The organism is Salinicola sp. RZ23, assembly GCF_003206675.1.
Lineage (GTDB): Bacteria > Pseudomonadota > Gammaproteobacteria > Pseudomonadales > Halomonadaceae > Salinicola > Salinicola endophyticus.
Window position 1 is genome coordinate 14,266 of record NZ_PZJK01000016.1, and the last position, 16,454, is coordinate 30,719.

The 16,454-nt window shown below is 67.8% G+C and carries 15 protein-coding genes, 1 pseudogene and 1 riboswitch; of the genes and pseudogenes, 13 read left to right on the top strand and 3 right to left on the bottom strand.

All coding sequences use genetic code 11. The annotated features are described in order from the left end of the window. Positions 1 to 10: 10 nt before the first annotated feature. Together djlA and DOM67_RS16815 are read left to right on the top strand one after the other, a co-directional pair. A complete protein-coding gene (gene djlA / locus DOM67_RS16810; RefSeq protein WP_110678047.1) occupies positions 11 to 787 on the top strand; it encodes a co-chaperone DjlA in 777 nt (258 codons plus the stop codon). A gap of 84 nt (positions 788 to 871) precedes the next feature. Continuing rightward, positions 872 to 1,471, top strand: a complete 600-nt coding sequence (locus DOM67_RS16815; protein WP_110678049.1) for a class I SAM-dependent methyltransferase — start codon at positions 872 to 874, stop codon at positions 1,469 to 1,471. Between the two features lie 10 nt (positions 1,472 to 1,481). On the opposite strand, the gene DOM67_RS16820 is transcribed toward DOM67_RS16815, so the two are convergent. Further along, positions 1,482 to 2,066 carry a TetR/AcrR family transcriptional regulator gene (locus tag DOM67_RS16820; RefSeq protein WP_110678051.1) on the bottom strand — a complete coding sequence of 195 codons (585 nt, stop codon included), beginning with the start codon at positions 2,064 to 2,066 and terminating at the stop codon, positions 1,482 to 1,484. Positions 2,067 to 2,306: 240 nt separating this feature from the next. On the opposite strand from DOM67_RS16820, the gene DOM67_RS16825 reads away from it, so the two are divergent. The 10 genes from DOM67_RS16825 (at position 2,307) to DOM67_RS16870 (ending at position 13,747) form a co-directional block, all read left to right on the top strand. Next, on the top strand, positions 2,307 to 2,654 hold the full coding sequence (locus DOM67_RS16825; RefSeq protein ID WP_110678053.1) for an SMR family transporter: 348 nt from the start codon (positions 2,307 to 2,309) through the stop codon (positions 2,652 to 2,654). After that, positions 2,651 to 2,986, top strand: coding sequence for a multidrug efflux SMR transporter (locus DOM67_RS16830; RefSeq protein ID WP_110678055.1), 336 nt, complete (start codon positions 2,651 to 2,653; stop codon positions 2,984 to 2,986). Before DOM67_RS16825 ends, DOM67_RS16830 begins: the two co-directional genes overlap by 4 nt. A 225-nt stretch (positions 2,987 to 3,211) precedes the next feature. Then, positions 3,212 to 3,348, top strand: a riboswitch (guanidine-I (ykkC/yxkD leader). A 69-nt stretch (positions 3,349 to 3,417) separates the two neighbouring features. Continuing rightward, positions 3,418 to 4,470 (top strand): putative urea ABC transporter substrate-binding protein, encoded by a 1,053-nt coding sequence (locus DOM67_RS16835; protein WP_110678057.1) that lies wholly within the window; start codon positions 3,418 to 3,420, stop codon positions 4,468 to 4,470. Positions 4,471 to 4,506: 36 nt separating this feature from the next. Beyond that, complete coding sequence (locus tag DOM67_RS16840) at positions 4,507 to 5,334, top strand: ABC transporter permease (protein WP_110678059.1); 828 nt, start codon at positions 4,507 to 4,509, stop codon at positions 5,332 to 5,334. After that, positions 5,331 to 6,152: an ATP-binding cassette domain-containing protein gene (locus DOM67_RS16845; protein ID WP_110678061.1), complete on the top strand. Its 822-nt coding sequence runs from the start codon at positions 5,331 to 5,333 to the stop codon at positions 6,150 to 6,152. Before DOM67_RS16840 ends, DOM67_RS16845 begins: the two co-directional genes overlap by 4 nt. Beyond that, positions 6,149 to 6,883, top strand: a complete 735-nt coding sequence (locus tag DOM67_RS16850; protein WP_110678063.1) for an urea amidolyase associated protein UAAP1 — start codon at positions 6,149 to 6,151, stop codon at positions 6,881 to 6,883. Before DOM67_RS16845 ends, DOM67_RS16850 begins: the two co-directional genes overlap by 4 nt. 14 nt (positions 6,884 to 6,897) lie before the next feature. Next, positions 6,898 to 7,536 carry an urea amidolyase associated protein UAAP2 gene (locus tag DOM67_RS16855; protein ID WP_110678065.1) on the top strand — a complete coding sequence of 213 codons (639 nt, stop codon included), beginning with the start codon at positions 6,898 to 6,900 and terminating at the stop codon, positions 7,534 to 7,536. Positions 7,537 to 7,666: 130 nt separating this feature from the next. Next, positions 7,667 to 11,284 (top strand): urea carboxylase, encoded by a 3,618-nt coding sequence (gene uca / locus DOM67_RS16860; protein WP_110678067.1) that lies wholly within the window; start codon positions 7,667 to 7,669, stop codon positions 11,282 to 11,284. Further along, complete coding sequence (gene atzF, locus DOM67_RS16865) at positions 11,281 to 13,098, top strand: allophanate hydrolase (protein ID WP_110678070.1); 1,818 nt, start codon at positions 11,281 to 11,283, stop codon at positions 13,096 to 13,098. Before uca ends, atzF begins: the two co-directional genes overlap by 4 nt. Positions 13,099 to 13,246: 148 nt before the next feature. Next, positions 13,247 to 13,747, top strand: a complete 501-nt coding sequence (locus DOM67_RS16870) for a YetF domain-containing protein (RefSeq protein ID WP_110678072.1) — start codon at positions 13,247 to 13,249, stop codon at positions 13,745 to 13,747. A gap of 7 nt (positions 13,748 to 13,754) precedes the next feature. Here the strand turns inward: DOM67_RS16870 and DOM67_RS16875 are convergent, their stop codons facing one another. Further along, positions 13,755 to 15,602 (bottom strand): ABC transporter ATP-binding protein, encoded by a 1,848-nt coding sequence (locus tag DOM67_RS16875; RefSeq protein ID WP_110678074.1) that lies wholly within the window; start codon positions 15,600 to 15,602, stop codon positions 13,755 to 13,757. A gap of 90 nt (positions 15,603 to 15,692) precedes the next feature. Between DOM67_RS16875 and DOM67_RS16880 the strand changes: the two are divergent. Next, positions 15,693 to 15,842: pseudogene (locus DOM67_RS16880) on the top strand (redox-sensitive transcriptional activator SoxR); the annotation flags it as partial. 68 nt (positions 15,843 to 15,910) lie between these two features. On the opposite strand, the gene DOM67_RS16885 reads toward DOM67_RS16880, so the two are convergent. Then, positions 15,911 to 16,396: a MarR family transcriptional regulator gene (locus tag DOM67_RS16885; RefSeq protein ID WP_110678100.1), complete on the bottom strand. Its 486-nt coding sequence runs from the start codon at positions 16,394 to 16,396 to the stop codon at positions 15,911 to 15,913. Positions 16,397 to 16,454: the final 58 nt, after the last annotated feature.

A 16,454-nucleotide genomic window follows, 5' to 3' on the forward strand; every position in this document is an offset into this window, starting at 1 on the left:
TAGGACTTCCATGTCTATTGCCATTCTGATCGGCGCCTTCATCGGCTACCTCGCTGGCAAGCTGCCGGGTCTCTTGATCGGGGCCGGGATCGGCTGGTGGATCAGCCGCAAGCTGCGCCAATCCGTGGTGGGGCGGGTGGTGGGCATCCAGCACCAGTTTCTCGAATCCACCTTCGCGGTGATGGGCTGCATCTGCAAGGCCGATGGCCATGTCACCCGCGACGAGATCCGCACCGCCGAGATGCTGTTCGATCGTCTGCACCTCAATGGCGAGATGCGCGAGCGGGCCAAGGCGGCGTTCAACCGTGGCAAGGGTTCCGATTTCGATCTCGACGCCGAGGTCGCCACCATTCGCCGGGTCACCGGCGGCCAGCGCGCACTGCTGCAGGTGTTCCTGCAGGTGCAGCTGGCGGCGATCGCCGCCGACGGCCAGATGCACGAAGCCGAGCACACCATGCTGTTGCGCGTGGCCCGCGGCCTGGGCTTCTCGGAGGCCGAGATCCAGCAGATCGAGGCGATGCTGCGCGGTGGCCCGAACCAGGCCGGTGGCAGCCAGGCGAGCAGCGGCCAGACCCTGGAGGACGCCTATCGTGTGCTGGGGATCTCCGAGGAGGCCAGCGACGCCGAGGTCAAGCGCGCCTACCGCAAGCTGATGAGCGAGAACCACCCCGACAAGCTGGCCGGCAAGGGGCTGCCGGAGAGCATGCGCGAGATGGCCAAGGAGCGTACCGCCGAGATCAGCAACGCCTACGAGCTGATCCGCAAGCAGCGCGAGAGCCGCGCCTGACGCCGCCCGCCGCGGCCGGCATCGACGCCGCGCCCCGGCTTGGATAGGATCGAGCCGGATCGTCGCGGCCACAGGACGTCCTGCATGCCAGGGAAAGCCGGTTTCTATCGCACCACCGCCAGACTGCTCGGCGCCATCGACCGACGCGGCCTGGTCCTGCGCTACCGCTACGGCGATCGCCGCCTGCTCGAGGAGTGCGTGTTGCCAGCGCTCGATGCCGATCCGGCGGTGGTGTCTGTGCTGCTGGTCGGCTGTGCCTGGTACACCCGCCACTACCCCGCGCTGCTGCCCTCGGCCGAGGTGATCACCATGGAGATCGATCCGGCCAAGGCGGTCTTCGGCGGGGCGCGCCATATCGTCGCCGACATGGCCCATGTGGATGCGCATATCGCCCCCGCCTCGCTGGACGCGGTGATCTGCAACGGCGTGCTGGGCTGGGGGCTCGACCATCCGGCGGCGATCGAGGCCGCCTTTGCCGGCGCCAGCCGCTGCCTGCGTCCGGGCGGGCTGTTCCTGCTCGGCTGGAACGACATCGCCCCGCGCAACGCCTGCCCGCCGGATACCATCGCGGCGCTCGACGGCCTGGCCACCGCCGATATCCCCGGCCTGCGTACCCACTCGGTGGTGGCCCAGGCACGCAACCGGCACTGCTATCAGGCCTGGCGCAAACCGCTGCCGGCCTGAGTAGTGCCATTCAGCCTGCGCGCACGCCGCGCCAGAAGACCTGCCACACGCCCTCGAAGCGTCGCGCCAGCGCGGCCTTGTCGTACATGAAGGTTTCCGACAGCAGCCCGTCCACCAGGCAGTAGAAAGCGGCGATGAAGGCCGCTTCGTCCAGTGCCGGGTGCAGGGCGGCATCCGCCTGGCCGGCGCTGAAGATCTCGCCCAGACGCTGGTCGAGGCGCTGTTCGGCGCGGGCGCTGAGCGCCCGCGCCTCGACGCTGAGCTCCTGGGGCGGAAAGAGCAGGAAGCGCTTGTAGAACACCCCCTGATGCTCGCGGTAGGAGATGGTGCAGCAGCACTCGACCAGGTGGCGCAGGCGCTGCTCGAAGGGCGCCTGGCGCTGGCTGGCCAGGCTCTCCGCCACCAGCGCCAGGATGGCGTTCTCGGCGTCGTCGGCGAGCTCGAGGAAGAGGGCGGCCTTGCTCTCGAAATGGTTGTAGATCGAGGGCTTCTTGATACCCGCCTCGGCGGCGATCTGGGCCAGGCTGACGCCTTCGTAGCCGTGACGGGCGAAGCGCGACAGGGCGATCTGCTTGAGATGGCTGCGGGTGTCCAAGCGGCACTCCTGGGCGAGCGGCGGGAAAAGCGAGAGCTTGCCAGAGTCAGTAGGCGTGAATAAACTAACGACCGTTAGTTAGTAGTGTCTGCCATGAGTACAGAAAGGTCTATCGCGAACGTAGAAAGATCTGCCGTGAACACAGAAAGGTCTGTCGCGCGTTCGTCAGGCCTGTCGCCAGGCAGCAAGGTCGGTAGCAAGGGCCATCGGCCCATGGAGCAGGAGAGGGGAGACGTCAGCATGAGCCGCACAAGCCAATGTCGAGTTCCCCGGGCAGCCGTGCGCTGGGGCATCCTGCCGCTGGCCGGTCTCGCCGAGGTGGGCTGGGCCGCCGGGCTCAAGCACGCCGACAGCGTGATCGAGTGGGGGCTCACGGCCGGACTGGCGGTGGCCAGCCTGTGGCTGGCCTCACGGGCGGTGCGCTATCTGCCCACCAGCACCGTCTATACCGTCTTCGTCGGCATGGGCGCGGCGGGCACCGTGATCGCCGACTGGCTGCTGTTCGGGGTGGCCTTCCAGTGGCCGGTGCTGGGCTGTCTGGTGCTGCTGATGGTGGGCGTGATCGGACTGCAGCGAGTGAGCGCATGAACCTGGACATCACCACCTGGCACTGGCTGGCGCTGCTCGCCTCCGGCGCCTGCGAGATCGTCGGCGTGAGCGGCTTCGCACGTCTGCACCGCGGCCAGCGCGCCAGCGGCATCGCGCTGCTCGGCGTGGGTTTCGGCTGCTCCCTGGGGCTTTTGTCGATCGCCATGCGCTCGATCGACATGGGCATCGCCTACGCCGTCTTCACCGGTATCGGCACCCTCGGCAGCACGCTGATGGGCATGTGGCTTTGGGGCGAATCCCGCCGGCCGCTGCGGCTCGCTTTCGTCGGCCTGATCGTGGTGGCGGTTGTCGGGCTGAAACTGGCGAGCTAGGCGCCCGGGGTGATGCACCGGATTGATGCGTTTGTCGTTGGCGGCGTGCCACCCTGGCGCATCGGCGCCACGCGCAGACAGCGACGCGGCCTGCCCCTGACAGCTAGTCCCATGTTAATGAATGATTATTCGTTTCTGGCCGGGTTCTTGCTTGAGCATGATGCAGCAAGAGAACGAACTGGGAGTGATCGGTAGCACTCGCTACCGTGGATGAACAATTCGGTTTCAATGGGTGGCTAGGGTTCCGGTCGTGAGGGAGTCGCGCACGATGGCTGGTCCGAGAGCTACCGACCTGATGTAGACCGAGCCTGTCGAAGGGCGCGGTGGATCAGGTTACACGGCGGGACAAAAGCCCGGGAGGATCAGGTGCAGCTTGCTGCTACCGATACTCCCAGCGCTTTGTCCATCACCGCCGTCGGAGACTCGAATCCATGACCCTACGCCACGCCCTCCTGAGCTTGCTCACCGCCGCCTCGCTGGCTGCGACCCCTGCCGCTTTCGCGCAGTCGCGCGATCACTTCTCGATCTGCTGGTCGATCTATGCCGGCTGGATGCCCTGGGGCTATGCCGACACCCAAGGCATCGTCGACAAATGGGCCCACAAGTACGGTATCGACATCGATGTGGTGCAGGTCAACGACTACATCGAATCGGTCAATCAGTACACCGCCGGCAATGTCGACGGCTGTGCGATGACCAACATGGATGCCCTGACCCTGCCCGCCGCCAGCGGCGTCGACTCCACCGCGCTGATCGTCAATGACTACTCCGACGGCAACGATGGCGTCGTGCTCAAGGGCAGCGACGACCTCGCCGACATCAAGGGCCGCAAGGTCAATCTGGTGCAGTTCAGCGTCTCGCACTATCTGCTGGCGCGGGCGCTGGAGAGCGTCGGGCTGAGCGAGCGCGACATCGAGACCGTCAACACCACGGATGCCGACATCGTCTCGATCTTCCCCCATGACGATGTCGAGGCGGTGGTGACCTGGAACCCCCAGCTGAGCGCGATCGAGCAGCTCGACGACGCCCATCTGGTCTACAGCTCGCACCAGATCCCTCGTGAAATCCTCGATCTGATGGTGGTCAATACCGACACCCTGAAGGCCAACCCCGATTTCGGCCGGGCTCTGGTCGGTGCCTGGTACGAGGTGATGCAGAAGATGGCGGCGGGCGACGAGGCGGCGCTGGCGCAGATGGCCGAGGCCGCCGGCACCGATCTTGCCGGTTATCGCCATCAGCTCGCCGCGACCCACCTGTATACCGACCCCGTCGAAGCGGCGTCGCTGCTGCGCGGCCAGGCGCTGCTGGAGACCATGCGGCGCGTCGCCGAATTCAGCTTCAAGCACGGCCTGCTGGGCGAGATGGCGCCCAACCCCGGCTTCGTCGGCATTCAGAACCCCAGCGGGGTGTTCGGCAATGCGGACAACATCAAGCTGCGTTTCGACCCGACCTATACGGAAGCCTACGCCGCCTCGCAGAAGTGAGCGACGCCACGCCATCGACCTGACGAGGCTCCGTTCATGAAACGACTCATCAACATCCGGCCGTCGCGCGGCGGCCGCTGGCTGCTGGGGGCGTTACCCTTCGTGCTGCTGGGGCTGGTCTACCTCGGCCTCTCCCGGGCCAGGCTCGCCGCCAACCCCAACGAGCGCCTGCTGCCGGCGCCCAGCACCATGCTGGAGACCTTTCACCAGCTGGCGACCGAGGCCAGTGTGCGCACCGGCACCATTCCACTGTGGGGCGATACCCTGGCGAGTCTTGAGCGGCTGGGGCTCGGGGTCGCCATCAGCGCCCTGATCGGGCTGACGATCGGGCTGCTGACGGGCGGCCTGCCGCTGCTGCGGGCCAAGCTGTCGCCGCTGGTCACGGTGCTCTCGCTGGTGCCGCCGATGGCCATTCTGCCGGTGCTGTTCATCGCCTTCGGCACCGGCGAGATGGCCAAGGTGGCGCTGATCGTCATCGGTGTCACGCCGTTTCTGATTCGCGATCTGCAGAGCCATGCGCTGCGCCTGCCGGATGAACAGCTGATCAAGGCGCAGACCCTGGGCGCCAACTCCTGGCAGGTCCTGCTGCGGGTACTGCTGCCCCAGCTCACGCCGCGCCTGCTCGCCTCGACCCGACTGGCGCTGGGCAGCGCCTGGCTGTTCCTGATCGCCGCCGAAGCGATCGCCGCCCAGGATGGGCTGGGCTATCGCATCTTTCTGGTGCGCCGCTATCTGGCCATGGATGTGATCCTGCCCTACGTGGCCTGGATCACGCTGCTGGCGTTCCTCCTCGACCGCGCCCTGGCACGGGTCTCGCAGCGCGCCTTCCCCTGGTATCACGCCGAGGAGGGCGATGCGTCATGAGTCAGACAGAGAGACAGCCCGCGCTGCTGGAAGCGCAGCACCTGGAGAAGCGCTACGGCGATCAGCTGGTGCTCGAGCGCTTGAGCTTCCGCGTCGAGCGCGGTGAGTTCGTCACCCTGGTCGGCGCGTCCGGCTGCGGCAAGACCACCTTCCTCAAGCTGCTGCTGGGCACCGAGCGCATCTCGCGCGGTAGCCTGCGTCTGGATGGCCGCCCGCTGCCCGACGAACCCGGCCCGGATCGCGGGGTGGTGTTCCAGAAGTATTCGGTGTTCCCGCACCTCAGCGTGCTCGGCAACGTGACCATGGCCGAGGAGCTCGCCCGTTCGCCGCTGCTGGGCAAGCTCTACGGCGCGGCCCGCCGACGGGCCCGCGACAACGCCGTCGCCAGGCTCACCGAGGTGGGATTGGCAGGCGCGCTGGAGAAGTACCCGCACGAGCTCTCCGGTGGCATGCAGCAGCGTCTGGCCATCGCCCAGGCGCTGATGATGAAGCCGCGCATCCTGCTCCTCGACGAGCCCTTCGGCGCGCTGGACCCCGGTATCCGCCAGGACATGCACGGCCTGATCACGCGGCTGTGGCGTGAGCAGCAGCTGACCATCTTCATGATCACCCACGACGTCAAGGAGGCGTTCGCGCTGGGCACCCGGCTCTGGGTGTTCGACAAGGTTCGCCACGACCCCCAGGCACCCAACGCCTATGGCGCCACTATCACCTACGACCTGCCGGTCGGGGCGCAGCAGCGCCCTCCCGAGGCGCTCGTCGAGCGTCTCGATGCCACCGGCCGCTTTCACCCGACCTCCCAGGAGACGCTGACATGAGTACGCACTCCGGCGACGACGCGCGCTATACCACGCACCTGCCCGGCGGCCACCACTGGTCGCTGCGCCTGCGCCGCGGCACCACGCTGACACTGACGGCCCGCGAGGTCGACACCAACGTCGGTCTGCTCTGCTACAACCCCGAGAATCTGCTCGAACGCCTCAATCTGCCGGATACGCTGAAGGCCCAGCACACCTTCAAGCTGACCCGCGGCCACTGCCTCTACTCCGACATGGGGCGCATCTTCGCCTCGATCGTCGCCGACGACCTGGGCTGGCACGACAGCGTCGGCGGCAACCTGATGCCGCACCATCTGCTCGCCAAGGGTTGGCAGGCGGTCAGCTATCAACAGGCGCACAACGCCTGGACCCGCAGCGGCTACGACAGCTTCCTGGTCGAGCTGGCCAAGTACGGCCTCGGTCGGCGCGACATGGCTGCCAACCTCAACCTGTTCTCGAAGGTGGAGAGTGATGCCCAGGGGCGCCTGCGCTATGTCCCGGGGCACTGTCAGCCCGGTGCCAGCGTCACCCTGCGCCTGGAGATGGACACCCTGGTGATCCTGCACACCTGCCCGCACCCGCTCGATCCCAGCTCCGACTATCCGCACCGCGTGGTGGAGATCGCGCTGGGGACCGCGCCGGCGCCCACCGAGGAGGACATCTGCTACCGCTCGCGGCCGGAGAACGCCCGTGGCTTCGCCAACAACCGCCTCTATCACCTCGGCCTGTAAGGGAGCACCGCGACATGATCATCGAGAGTAATCAGCGCCCCGAGAACGCCGTCAGCCGCACCACGGTCGAGGCCGGCGATCACTACATCGGCATCGTCCGGTCCGGCCAGACCCTGCGTCTGCTCGACCTGGAGGGCAACCAGGCCGCGGACACGCTGTTCTTCAACGCCCACGACACCGCCGAGCGCTACAGCGCCATGGACACCCTGCGCGAGCAGGGCGAGGTCTACCTGAGCGCCGGCTCGAAGCTGCGCTCCAACGAGGGCCGGGTACTGCTGACCATCACCGCCGACACCTGCGGTCGTCACGACACCCTGGGTGGCGCCTGTGCCAGCGAGAGCAACACCGTGCGCTACGACCTGGAAAAGCGCCACATGCACTCATGCCGCGACAACTGGATGCAGGCGATTGCCGATCATCCCGAATACGGTCTGACCAAGCGCGACATTACCCACAATATCAATTTCTTCATGAACGTCCCGGTGACCGAAGAGGGGGGGCTGACCTTCGAGGATGGCATCTCGGCGCCGGGCAAGTACGTGGAGATGGTCGCCGAGATGGACGTGGTGGTGCTGATCTCCAACTGCCCGCAGCTCAACAACCCGTGCAATGGGTATGACCCGACGCCGATCGAGCTGCTGATCTGGGATTAGCGAGACCGACCTGTCTGGCCAGCCTTCGCGACGACTCGCCAGCCTCGCAGGCAGCGTCATTGGTCATGGAGACGACTCCATGACGACCCCAGTCCTGGCGGGACGGCCCGCCGAGTCATGGACCGATGTCATGTTCCGTAAAGTTCTGATCGCCAATCGCGGGGCCATCGCCGCGCGTATTCAGCGCACGCTCGTGCGCCTGGGTATCGGCTCGGTGGTGGTCTATGCCGAAGCCGACCGCGACGCGCCCTATGTGTTCGCCGCCGACGAGGCCTACTCCCTCGGTGAGGGCGGCGCCGCCGATACCTATCTCGCCATCGACAAGCTGATCGATATCGCTCGGCGCAGTGGCGCCGAGGCAGTGCACCCCGGTTACGGCTTTCTCTCCGAGAACACCCCTTTCATCCAGGCCTGCGAGGCGGCCGGGCTGGTCTTTCTCGGCCCCACCCCCGAGCAGATTCGCGACTTCGGCCTGAAGCACGAGGCGAGGGCGCTGGCCGAACGCGCCGGGGTGCCGCTGGTGCCCGGCTCCGGGCTGCTCGACGATCTCGATGCGGCCCGGCGGGAGGCCGCCCGCATCGGCTACCCGGTGATGCTCAAGTCCACCGCCGGCGGCGGCGGCATCGGCATGCAGGTGTGCGCCGATGCCAGCGAACTCGAACGCGCCTTCGACTCGGTACGTGGCCTCGGTGAGCGCAACTTTGGCGATGCCGGCGTCTTCGTCGAGGCCTACATCGCCCGGGCGCGGCATCTGGAGGTCCAGCTGTTCGGCGACGGCCAGGGCCAGGTGGTCGCCCTCGGTGAGCGCGACTGCTCCACCCAGCGCCGCCATCAGAAGGTGATCGAGGAGTGCCCGGCACCCGATCTGCCCCAGGCCGTGCGGCGTGAACTGCACGCCACCGCCGTGCGCCTGGGCGAGGCCGTCGCCTATCGCAACGCCGGCACCGTGGAGTTCATCTACGATGCCGAGCGCGAGCGCTTCTATTTCCTCGAGGTCAACACCCGCCTGCAGGTCGAGCACGGCGTCACCGAGGCCGTCTGGGGCGTCGATCTCGTCGAGTGGATGATCCGCCTCGGCGCCGGAGAGCTGGCGCCGCTCGAGACGCTGGTTCAAGCACTCGAGCCGCGCGGCCATGCCATCCAGGCACGTCTCTACGCCGAGGACCCGAGCCACGATTTTCGGCCCAGCGCCGGTCTGCTCACCGAGGTCGCCTTCCCCGAGGCGCCGGGGCTGCGCATCGACCACGCCATCGAGGCGGGGCTGGAGATCTCGGCGCTGTTCGATCCGATGCTGGCCAAGGTGATCGTCCACGCCGAGGATCGCGACAGCGCCCGCACGCGCCTGGCCGACGCCCTGGCGGGTGCCAGCGTCTACGGTTTCGAGACCAACCGTACCTGGCTGTCCCATGTGCTGCGGGATGCCCGCTTCCGTGATGCCGAGCTGCACACCCGCTGGCTGGCCGATCTCGCCTGGGCGCCGCCGGCCATCGAGGTGCTCACTGCCGGCACGCTGACCACGATTCAGGACTACCCCGGACGCCAGGGCCACTGGGATGTGGGGGTCCCCCCCTCGGGGCCCTTCGACGACTGGTCGTTTCGTCTCGGTAACCGCCTGCTCGACAACCCGGCCGATGCGGCGGGGCTGGAGATCACCCTGACCGGCCCGTCACTGCGCTTCCACCGTGCCACCCAGATCGCGCTCACCGGCTGCGAGCTGCCCGCCGATCTCGACGGTGAGTCGGTGGCCTTCTGGCAGGTGCTGGAGATCCCCGCCGGCGCTACCCTGACCCTGGGCAAGGCGCGTGCCGGCGCGCGTGCCTACCTGCTGGTACGCGGCGGCATCGACTGCCCGCGCTATCTCGGCTCGCGCAGCACCTTCACCCTGGGCCAGTTCGGCGGCCATGCAGGCCGCGCGCTGCGTAGCGGCGACATGCTGGCCCTGCCCGAGCTGGCGCCCACCGCGCCGCGCATTCTGCCTGAAGCACTCAGACCCTGCTTCGGCGGCGCCGACGCCCCGGTGCGCGAGATTGCCGTGCTCTATGGCCCGCACGGGGCGCCGGACTTCTTCACCGAGGCGGATATCGACACGCTCTTCGCCCACGAGTGGGAGGTGCACTACAACTCCAGCCGAACCGGGGTACGCCTGATCGGCCCGCGCCCCGAGTGGGCGCGGGCCGACGGCGGCGAGGCCGGGCTGCACCCGTCGAACATCCATGACAACGCCTACGCCTTCGGCACCATCGACTTCACCGGCGACATGCCGGTGATCCTCGGCCCGGACGGCCCCTCGCTGGGGGGCTTCGTCTGCCCGGCGACGGTGGTGCGCGCCGAGCGCTGGAAACTCGGACAGCTCACCGCCGGTGATCGTGTTCGCTTCGTGCCGGTGGATCTGGCCACTGCCCGCGCCCTCGAGGCGCGCCAGCAGGCCCAGCTGGCAACGCTGAACGGCGGCGACAGCGTGGCCTTGACCGCGCAGCGCGGCAGCCCGGTGCTGCGCGAGGTGGCGGCCGCCAGTGCCGGCGAACGACTCGTCTACCGGCGCGCCGGCGATGACTTCCTGCTGGTCGAGTTCGGCGCCATGGAGCTCGACATCGCGCTGCGCTTCCGCGCCCACGCCTGGATGCTGTGGCTGCGCGACAACCCGCTGCCCGGCCTGCGGGAACTCACTCCGGGCATCCGCTCGCTGCAGATTCACTACGAGCCCGACGAACTCCACCTGGGTGAGCTGCTGGCGCATCTCGAACGGGCCGAGGGGGCGCTGCGTGATGTGGCGTCGCTGGAAGTCGAAGCGCGCACCGTGAACCTGCCGCTCTCCTGGGACGACCCCGCCTGTCAGGAAGCGATCGACAAGTACCAGCGCAGCGTGCGTCCGGACGCGCCCTGGTGTCCCAGCAACCTGGAGTTCATCCGCCGCATCAACGCGCTCGACAGCATCGAGCAGGTCCGCGAGATCGTCTTCGACGCCCGCTATCTGGTGATGGGGCTGGGCGACGTCTATCTCGGCGCCCCGGTGGCCACCCCGCTCGATCCGGCCCAGCGCCTGGTCACCACCAAGTACAACCCGGCGCGCACCTGGACGGCGGAGAACTCGGTGGGGATCGGCGGGGCCTACCTGTGCGTCTATGGCATGGAGGGCCCCGGCGGCTATCAGTTCGTCGGGCGCACCCTGCAGATGTGGAACCGCTATCGTCGCACCGAGCACTTCGACAACCCCTGGCTGCTGCGCTTCTTCGATCAGCTGCGCTTCTTCGAGGTCAGCCATGAGGAGTTGCTGCGCATCCGCCGTGACTTCCCCCACGGGCGCTATCCGCTCGAGATCGAGCGCACGCGTTTCCGGCTCGCCGACTACCAGGCCGAGATCGACGCCCATGCCGAGCGCATCGACCGCTTCCGCGAACGCCGCGAGGCCGCTTTCCAGCAGGAGATGGCCGCCTGGCGCGCCAACGGCCAGTTCACCTTCGAGGACCAGACGCCGGAGGCCGGCGAAGCGACAGAGCTCGACGGCGACGAGTCGGGTGTCGACAGCCCGGTCACCGGCAGTCTGTGGAAGCTGATGGTCGACGTCGGCGATGTCGTGACGCCCGGCCAGGTCGTCGCCCTGGTCGAATCGATGAAGATGGAGGTCGAGATCACCGCCCGCGAGGCGGGCACGGTGACCCGCCTACCGCTGGGTGAGGGCGGCGCCGTCGCCCCGGGCCAGCCGATCGTGATTCTCGAACAGAGCGCCCACCAGGAGACCTCGGCATGAGTGCCATCGACATGACCCTCACCGCGCTGCTGGCGCGCTATCGTGCCCATGCACTGACCCCGCGGGAGCTGATCGCCGAGCTGCTGGCGGATGCCGAGGCGCGCGCCGCCGATCCCGCCTGGATCACACGGCTGTCGCGCGAGCAGCTCGAGCCCTATCTGCTGCGCCTGGATGACGCCGATCCGGCCGACCTGCCGCTCTATGGCATCCCCTTCGCGATCAAGGACAACATCGATCTCGCCGGGGTACCCACCACGGCGGGCTGCCCGGCCTACGCCTATACGCCCGCGGCGTCGGCCTTCGTCGTGCAGCGCCTGATCGAGGCCGGTGCCATTCCGCTGGGCAAGACCAACCTCGATCAGTTCGCCACCGGATTGGTCGGCGAGCGAGCCCCGGACGACTACGGCGTGCCCGCCAACGCTTTCGCCGCCGAGCGCATCCCCGGCGGCTCTAGCAGCGGCTCGGCGGTCGTCACCGCCCAGGGCCAGGTGAGCTTCGCCCTGGGCACCGATACCGCCGGCTCCGGGCGCGTCCCGGCCTGTTTCCACAATCTGTTCGGGGTCAAGCCGACGCTGGGGCTGCTGAGCACCGCCGGCGTGGTGCCGGCCTGCGCCACTCTGGATACCATCAGCCTGTTCGCGCTGAGCGCCGACGATGCCCATGCGGTGCTGAACGTGGCCTCTGCGTACGATCCCGACTGTGCCTGGTCGCGGCGTCACGACTTCGCCGTGGTCGGTCAGACCTACGGTGCGGCGCCTGCGCGCTTTCGCTTCGGCGTACCCCTCGCCTCACAGTGGCACACCGACGCCGACTACAGCGCCGGCATGCGCCAGGCCATCGCTGAGCTCGAGTCATTGGGAGGCGAAAAGGTCGAGCTGGACTGCGCGCCGCTACTCGCCGCCGCGCGTCTGCTTTACGAGGGCCCCTGGGTCGCCGAGCGCTACCAGGCGGTGCGCGAGTGGATCGAGACGCGTCCCGAGGTGCTGCACCCGGTGACCCGCCGGGTGATCGAGGGCGGTGGCGAGCCGCGGGCGGTGGACGCCTTCGCCGCCCGCTACCAGCTCGCCGAGTACAAGCGTCAGGCCGATGTCCTGCTCGCCGGGGTCGACGTCATGCTCGCACCGACCACCGTGACCCATCCGACCAAGGCCGAGGTGGCCGCGGCGCCCATCGCCGTCAACTCGCAGCTGGGTACCTGGACCAACTTCATGAACCTGCTCGACTACAGCGCCCTGGCCGTGCCCACCGGTTTCACCGAGAGTGGCCTGCCGTTTGGCGTCACGCTGTTCGGGCCGGCCTTTGCCGATCTCTCGCTGCTGAGCCTGGGGCGTGCGCTGGAGCGACGTCTCGAGCTGCCGCTGGGCGCCACCGGTCTCGCGCGGGTGCCTACCCCGGCGCTGCCCGAGGCCCGTGACGGCAGCCTAGCGCTGGTGGTGTGCGGTGCGCATCTCGACGGTCTGGCGCTCAATCATCAGCTCAGGCAGCGGGGCGCGGTGAAGGTCGCCACGACCCGCTCCAGCCCGCGCTATCGGCTCTATGCGCTGGCCGGCGGTCCGCCGGCACGCCCGGCCATGGTGCGCGATGACGTCGATGGCGCCGCCATCGAGGTGGAGGTCTGGCGCCTGCCGATCGCCAGCGTCGGCAGTTTTCTCGCCGGCATTCCCGCGCCGCTGGGGCTGGGGCAGGTCGAGCTGGAGGACGGTACCTGGCACTGCGGCTTCATCGCCGCCGCCGGGGCCCTGGAGCATGACGGGCCGGCCGAGGACGTGACCCGCTTCGGCGGATGGCGAGGGTGGCTCGCCGCGACGGATTGAGCGTTGGCGGCGGGCGTAGCGGAGAGAAAGGGGAAGCTGCCGACCCGGAGGGAAAGGGGGATAAGAGCGCGAGAGGCGGTGCGGCAGTTAGCGCGGGCCCGACCCAGGACCTAGGCTGAGGGGATATCGTCTTCAGCGGAGCGCGCTCTTGTCCCCCATCGCCCATACCCTCATCGTCGGCTTTCTGAGCTTCGTCGCGCTGGTCGTGATCATCCGTCTCTCCGGCAAGCGCACGCTGTCGAAGTGGAACGCCTTCGACTTCGTGATCACCATCGCCCTGGGCTCGACCCTCTCCACGGCGCTGATCACGCCGACAGTGTCGCTGGCGCAGAGCGTGGTGGCGTTCGTGCTGATCGTCGCGCTGCAGTTCGTGATCACCTTCACCTCGGTGCGCTCGAAGCGGGTCGAGAACCTGGTCAAGTCGCGCCCGACCCTGCTGCTCTACGAGGGTGCTCTGCGCCAGGCGGCGATGGCCCGCGAGCGGGTGGTGGCGGTGGAGATCCTGGCCGCGCTGCGTGAGCACGGCATCGCCGACGTCGAGAGCGTTCACGCCGTGGTGCTGGAGACCGACGGCACCTTCAGCGTGATCCCCGACGCCGGGACCAGCGATTCGGCGCTGGCCGGCGTCGAGGGCGTGCCGTCGCGCTGAGCGCCGTTCACACGCTGGCGTCGAGGGCCTCGCTCTCCAGAAAGCCGCCGGACTGGCGCTGCCACAGCCGCGCGTAGAGGCCGTTGGCGCGGATCAGCTCGGCGTGGCTGCCCTGTTCGACGATGTGCCCCTGTTCCATCACCACCAGCCGGTCCATGGCGGCGATGGTGGAGAGGCGGTGGGCGATGGCGATCACCGTCTTGCCCTGCATCAGCCGGTCCAGATTCTCCTGAATGGCGGCCTCGACGTCGGAGTCCAGCGCCGAGGTCGCCTCGTCGAGAATCAGGATCGGGGCGTCCTTGAGCATCACCCGGGCGATCGCCAGGCGCTGACGCTGGCCGCCGGAGAGCTTGACCCCGCGCTCGCCGACATGGGCATCGAAGCCGGCGCGACCCTGGATGTCGCGCAGCCCCTCGATGAATTCCGCCACGTGGGCCTCGCGGGCGGCGCGCCAGGCCATCTCGTCACTGGCGTCCGGGCGGCCGTAGAGCAGGTTGTCGCGCACCGAGCGGTGCAGCAGCGAGGTGTCCTGGGTGACCATGCCGATCTTGGCGCGCAGGCTCTCCTGGGTGACCGCGGCGATGTCCTGGCCGTCGATGCGGATGGCCCCATCCTCCAGCTCGTAGAAGCGCAGCAGCAGGTTGACCAGGGTCGACTTGCCCGCGCCGGAGGGGCCGATCAGGCCGATCTTCTCCCCCGGACGAATGGTCAGCGCCAGATCGTCGATCACGCCGCTGCCCTTGCCGTAGTGGAAGCGGATATGGTCGAACACGATCTCGCCACGGGCGACCTCGAGTGAAGGGGCGTCATCGCGATCCTCGATCTGGTGCGGCAGCGACAGCGTCGCCATGCCGTCCTGCACCGTACCGATATTCTCGAACAGCCCCGAGACCTCCCACATGATCCACTGCGACATGCCCCACAGGCGCATCACCAGCCCCAGTGCCACGGCGACCGCGCCCACGCTCACCGCCTCGTCGAGCCACAGCGCCAGTGCAAGCCAGCCGATGCTGAACAGCAGTAGCGCGTTGAGCAGGTAGAGCAGCCCGTAGAGGCCGGTGACCAGCCGCATCTGGCGGTAGACCGTGACCAGGAAGCCGGCCATGCCCTCGCGGGCGAAGGCCGCCTCGCGGCTGGCGTGGGAGAACAGCTTGACCGTCTGGATGTTGCTGTAGCTGTCGACGATGCGTCCGGTCATGCGCGAGCGGGCGTCGGCCTGGGATTTCGATACCCGGCCCATGATCGGCACGAACACCTTCAGCAGCACCAGATAGCCACCCAGCCACACCACCAGCGGCACGGCCAGGCGCCAGTCGGCGTTGCCCACCAGCAGCAGCGTGCCCAGGAAGTAGACGATCACGTAGTTGAGCACGTCGAACAGCTTGATCACGCACTCGCGCACCGCCAGCGAGGTCTGCATCACCTTGGTCGCGATGCGCCCGGCGAACTCGTCCTGATAGAACCCCATCGACTGGCGCAGCAGATAGCGGTGGGCCTGCCAGCGGATGCGCATGGGGTAGTTGCCCATCATCGTCTGCTGCTGGAACAGCGAGTGCAGCCACACCATGCCCGGTAGCCCCACCAGTACCACCAGGGCCATTCCCGCGAGCTTCCAGCCCTGATCGGCGAGGAAGGTGGCGCGATTCTGATCGGCGAGCCAGTCGACGATATTGCCGAGGAAGCCGAACATCCACACCTCGACCCCGGCGATCAGCGCCATCAGCGTGGTCGCCGCCAGCAGATAGGGCCAGGCGCCGCGGGTGTAGTGCAGGCAGAAGGCGACCAGGGTATCGGGCGGGCGCTGCGGCTCCGCCGGCGGGAAGGGATCGAGACGTTTTTCGAACCAGCGGAACATGGCAATCCTGCAGTGTCTTGGGAGAGAGGGCGACGGCCGGCTGGGCAGCGCGTGGCGCTGGTCGGCTCGAATCTGGAAGCATAGTACGCCCTGGACGAGCGCATCGATCAGCTCACCCTGCTGCGTGATCAGCTCGATGGCTGTATCGGCTGCGGCTGCCTGTCGCTGTCGCAGTGCCCGCTACGCAACCCCGGCGACGTGCTCGGCGCCGACGGTGAGGGCGCGCAGCGGTTGGGGTAGGGCGATGTCCGCGTGGCTCGCGTGAAGAGATATTCGCGTCGCGCCGGGACAGCGAGACCGGGGCAGTATCACGACTCGAAACAGGCCAGCCACTTACCTAGCAGGCGGTCCAGCTCCGCACGCTCGTCGTCGGATAGGCATCGAGTCATGGCGTGCTGATTGTCGACGTGGCTGTCCACGGCCTCATCGATCAGTTCAAGTCCCTGTGGCGTCAATCGAATCTGGAATCCGCGGCCATCTTCGGGGTTGCGAATGCGCTCCACGTAACCGGGTTTGACCAGGCGATCGATGCGATGGGTCATGGTGCCGGAGGTGACCATGGTCCAAGCGATCAGTGTCGACGGTGTCAGCGTATAGGGACTCCCGGCGCGGCGCAGCGTCGCCAGCACGTCGAAATCCGCGGGGGTCAGGCCGTGCTCGGCCAGTACCGCCTCCGTACGTTGGGAGAGATGTTGCGTCAGGCGCTTCAGGCGGCCCAGTAGGCCCATGGGCACGACATCGAGATCGGGCCGCTCGGCGTGCCACTGACGCAGAATGTGATCGACTTGGTCCATGTCGCGTAGCATCGGACGTTTTTATCTTGACGTCAAACAATAACGATGTATCTTGACG

Bases quoted from the DNA above. Each gene is read 5' to 3' on its own strand.
- djlA (WP_110678047.1), top strand. From the start codon at position 11: ATGTCTATTGCCATTCTGATCGGCGCCTTCATCGGCTACCTCGCTGGC.
- DOM67_RS16815 (WP_110678049.1), top strand. From the start codon at position 872: ATGCCAGGGAAAGCCGGTTTCTATCGCACCACCGCCAGACTGCTCGGC.
- DOM67_RS16825 (WP_110678053.1), top strand. From the start codon at position 2,307: ATGAGCCGCACAAGCCAATGTCGAGTTCCCCGGGCAGCCGTGCGCTGG.
- DOM67_RS16830 (WP_110678055.1), top strand. From the start codon at position 2,651: ATGAACCTGGACATCACCACCTGGCACTGGCTGGCGCTGCTCGCCTCC.
- DOM67_RS16835 (WP_110678057.1), top strand. From the start codon at position 3,418: ATGACCCTACGCCACGCCCTCCTGAGCTTGCTCACCGCCGCCTCGCTG.
- DOM67_RS16840 (WP_110678059.1), top strand. From the start codon at position 4,507: ATGAAACGACTCATCAACATCCGGCCGTCGCGCGGCGGCCGCTGGCTG.
- DOM67_RS16845 (WP_110678061.1), top strand. From the start codon at position 5,331: ATGAGTCAGACAGAGAGACAGCCCGCGCTGCTGGAAGCGCAGCACCTG.
- DOM67_RS16850 (WP_110678063.1), top strand. From the start codon at position 6,149: ATGAGTACGCACTCCGGCGACGACGCGCGCTATACCACGCACCTGCCC.
- DOM67_RS16855 (WP_110678065.1), top strand. From the start codon at position 6,898: ATGATCATCGAGAGTAATCAGCGCCCCGAGAACGCCGTCAGCCGCACC.
- uca (WP_110678067.1), top strand. From the start codon at position 7,667: ATGTTCCGTAAAGTTCTGATCGCCAATCGCGGGGCCATCGCCGCGCGT.
- atzF (WP_110678070.1), top strand. From the start codon at position 11,281: ATGAGTGCCATCGACATGACCCTCACCGCGCTGCTGGCGCGCTATCGT.
- DOM67_RS16875 (WP_110678074.1), bottom strand. From the start codon at position 15,602: ATGTTCCGCTGGTTCGAAAAACGTCTCGATCCCTTCCCGCCGGCGGAG.
- DOM67_RS16885 (WP_110678100.1), bottom strand. From the start codon at position 16,396: ATGGACCAAGTCGATCACATTCTGCGTCAGTGGCACGCCGAGCGGCCC.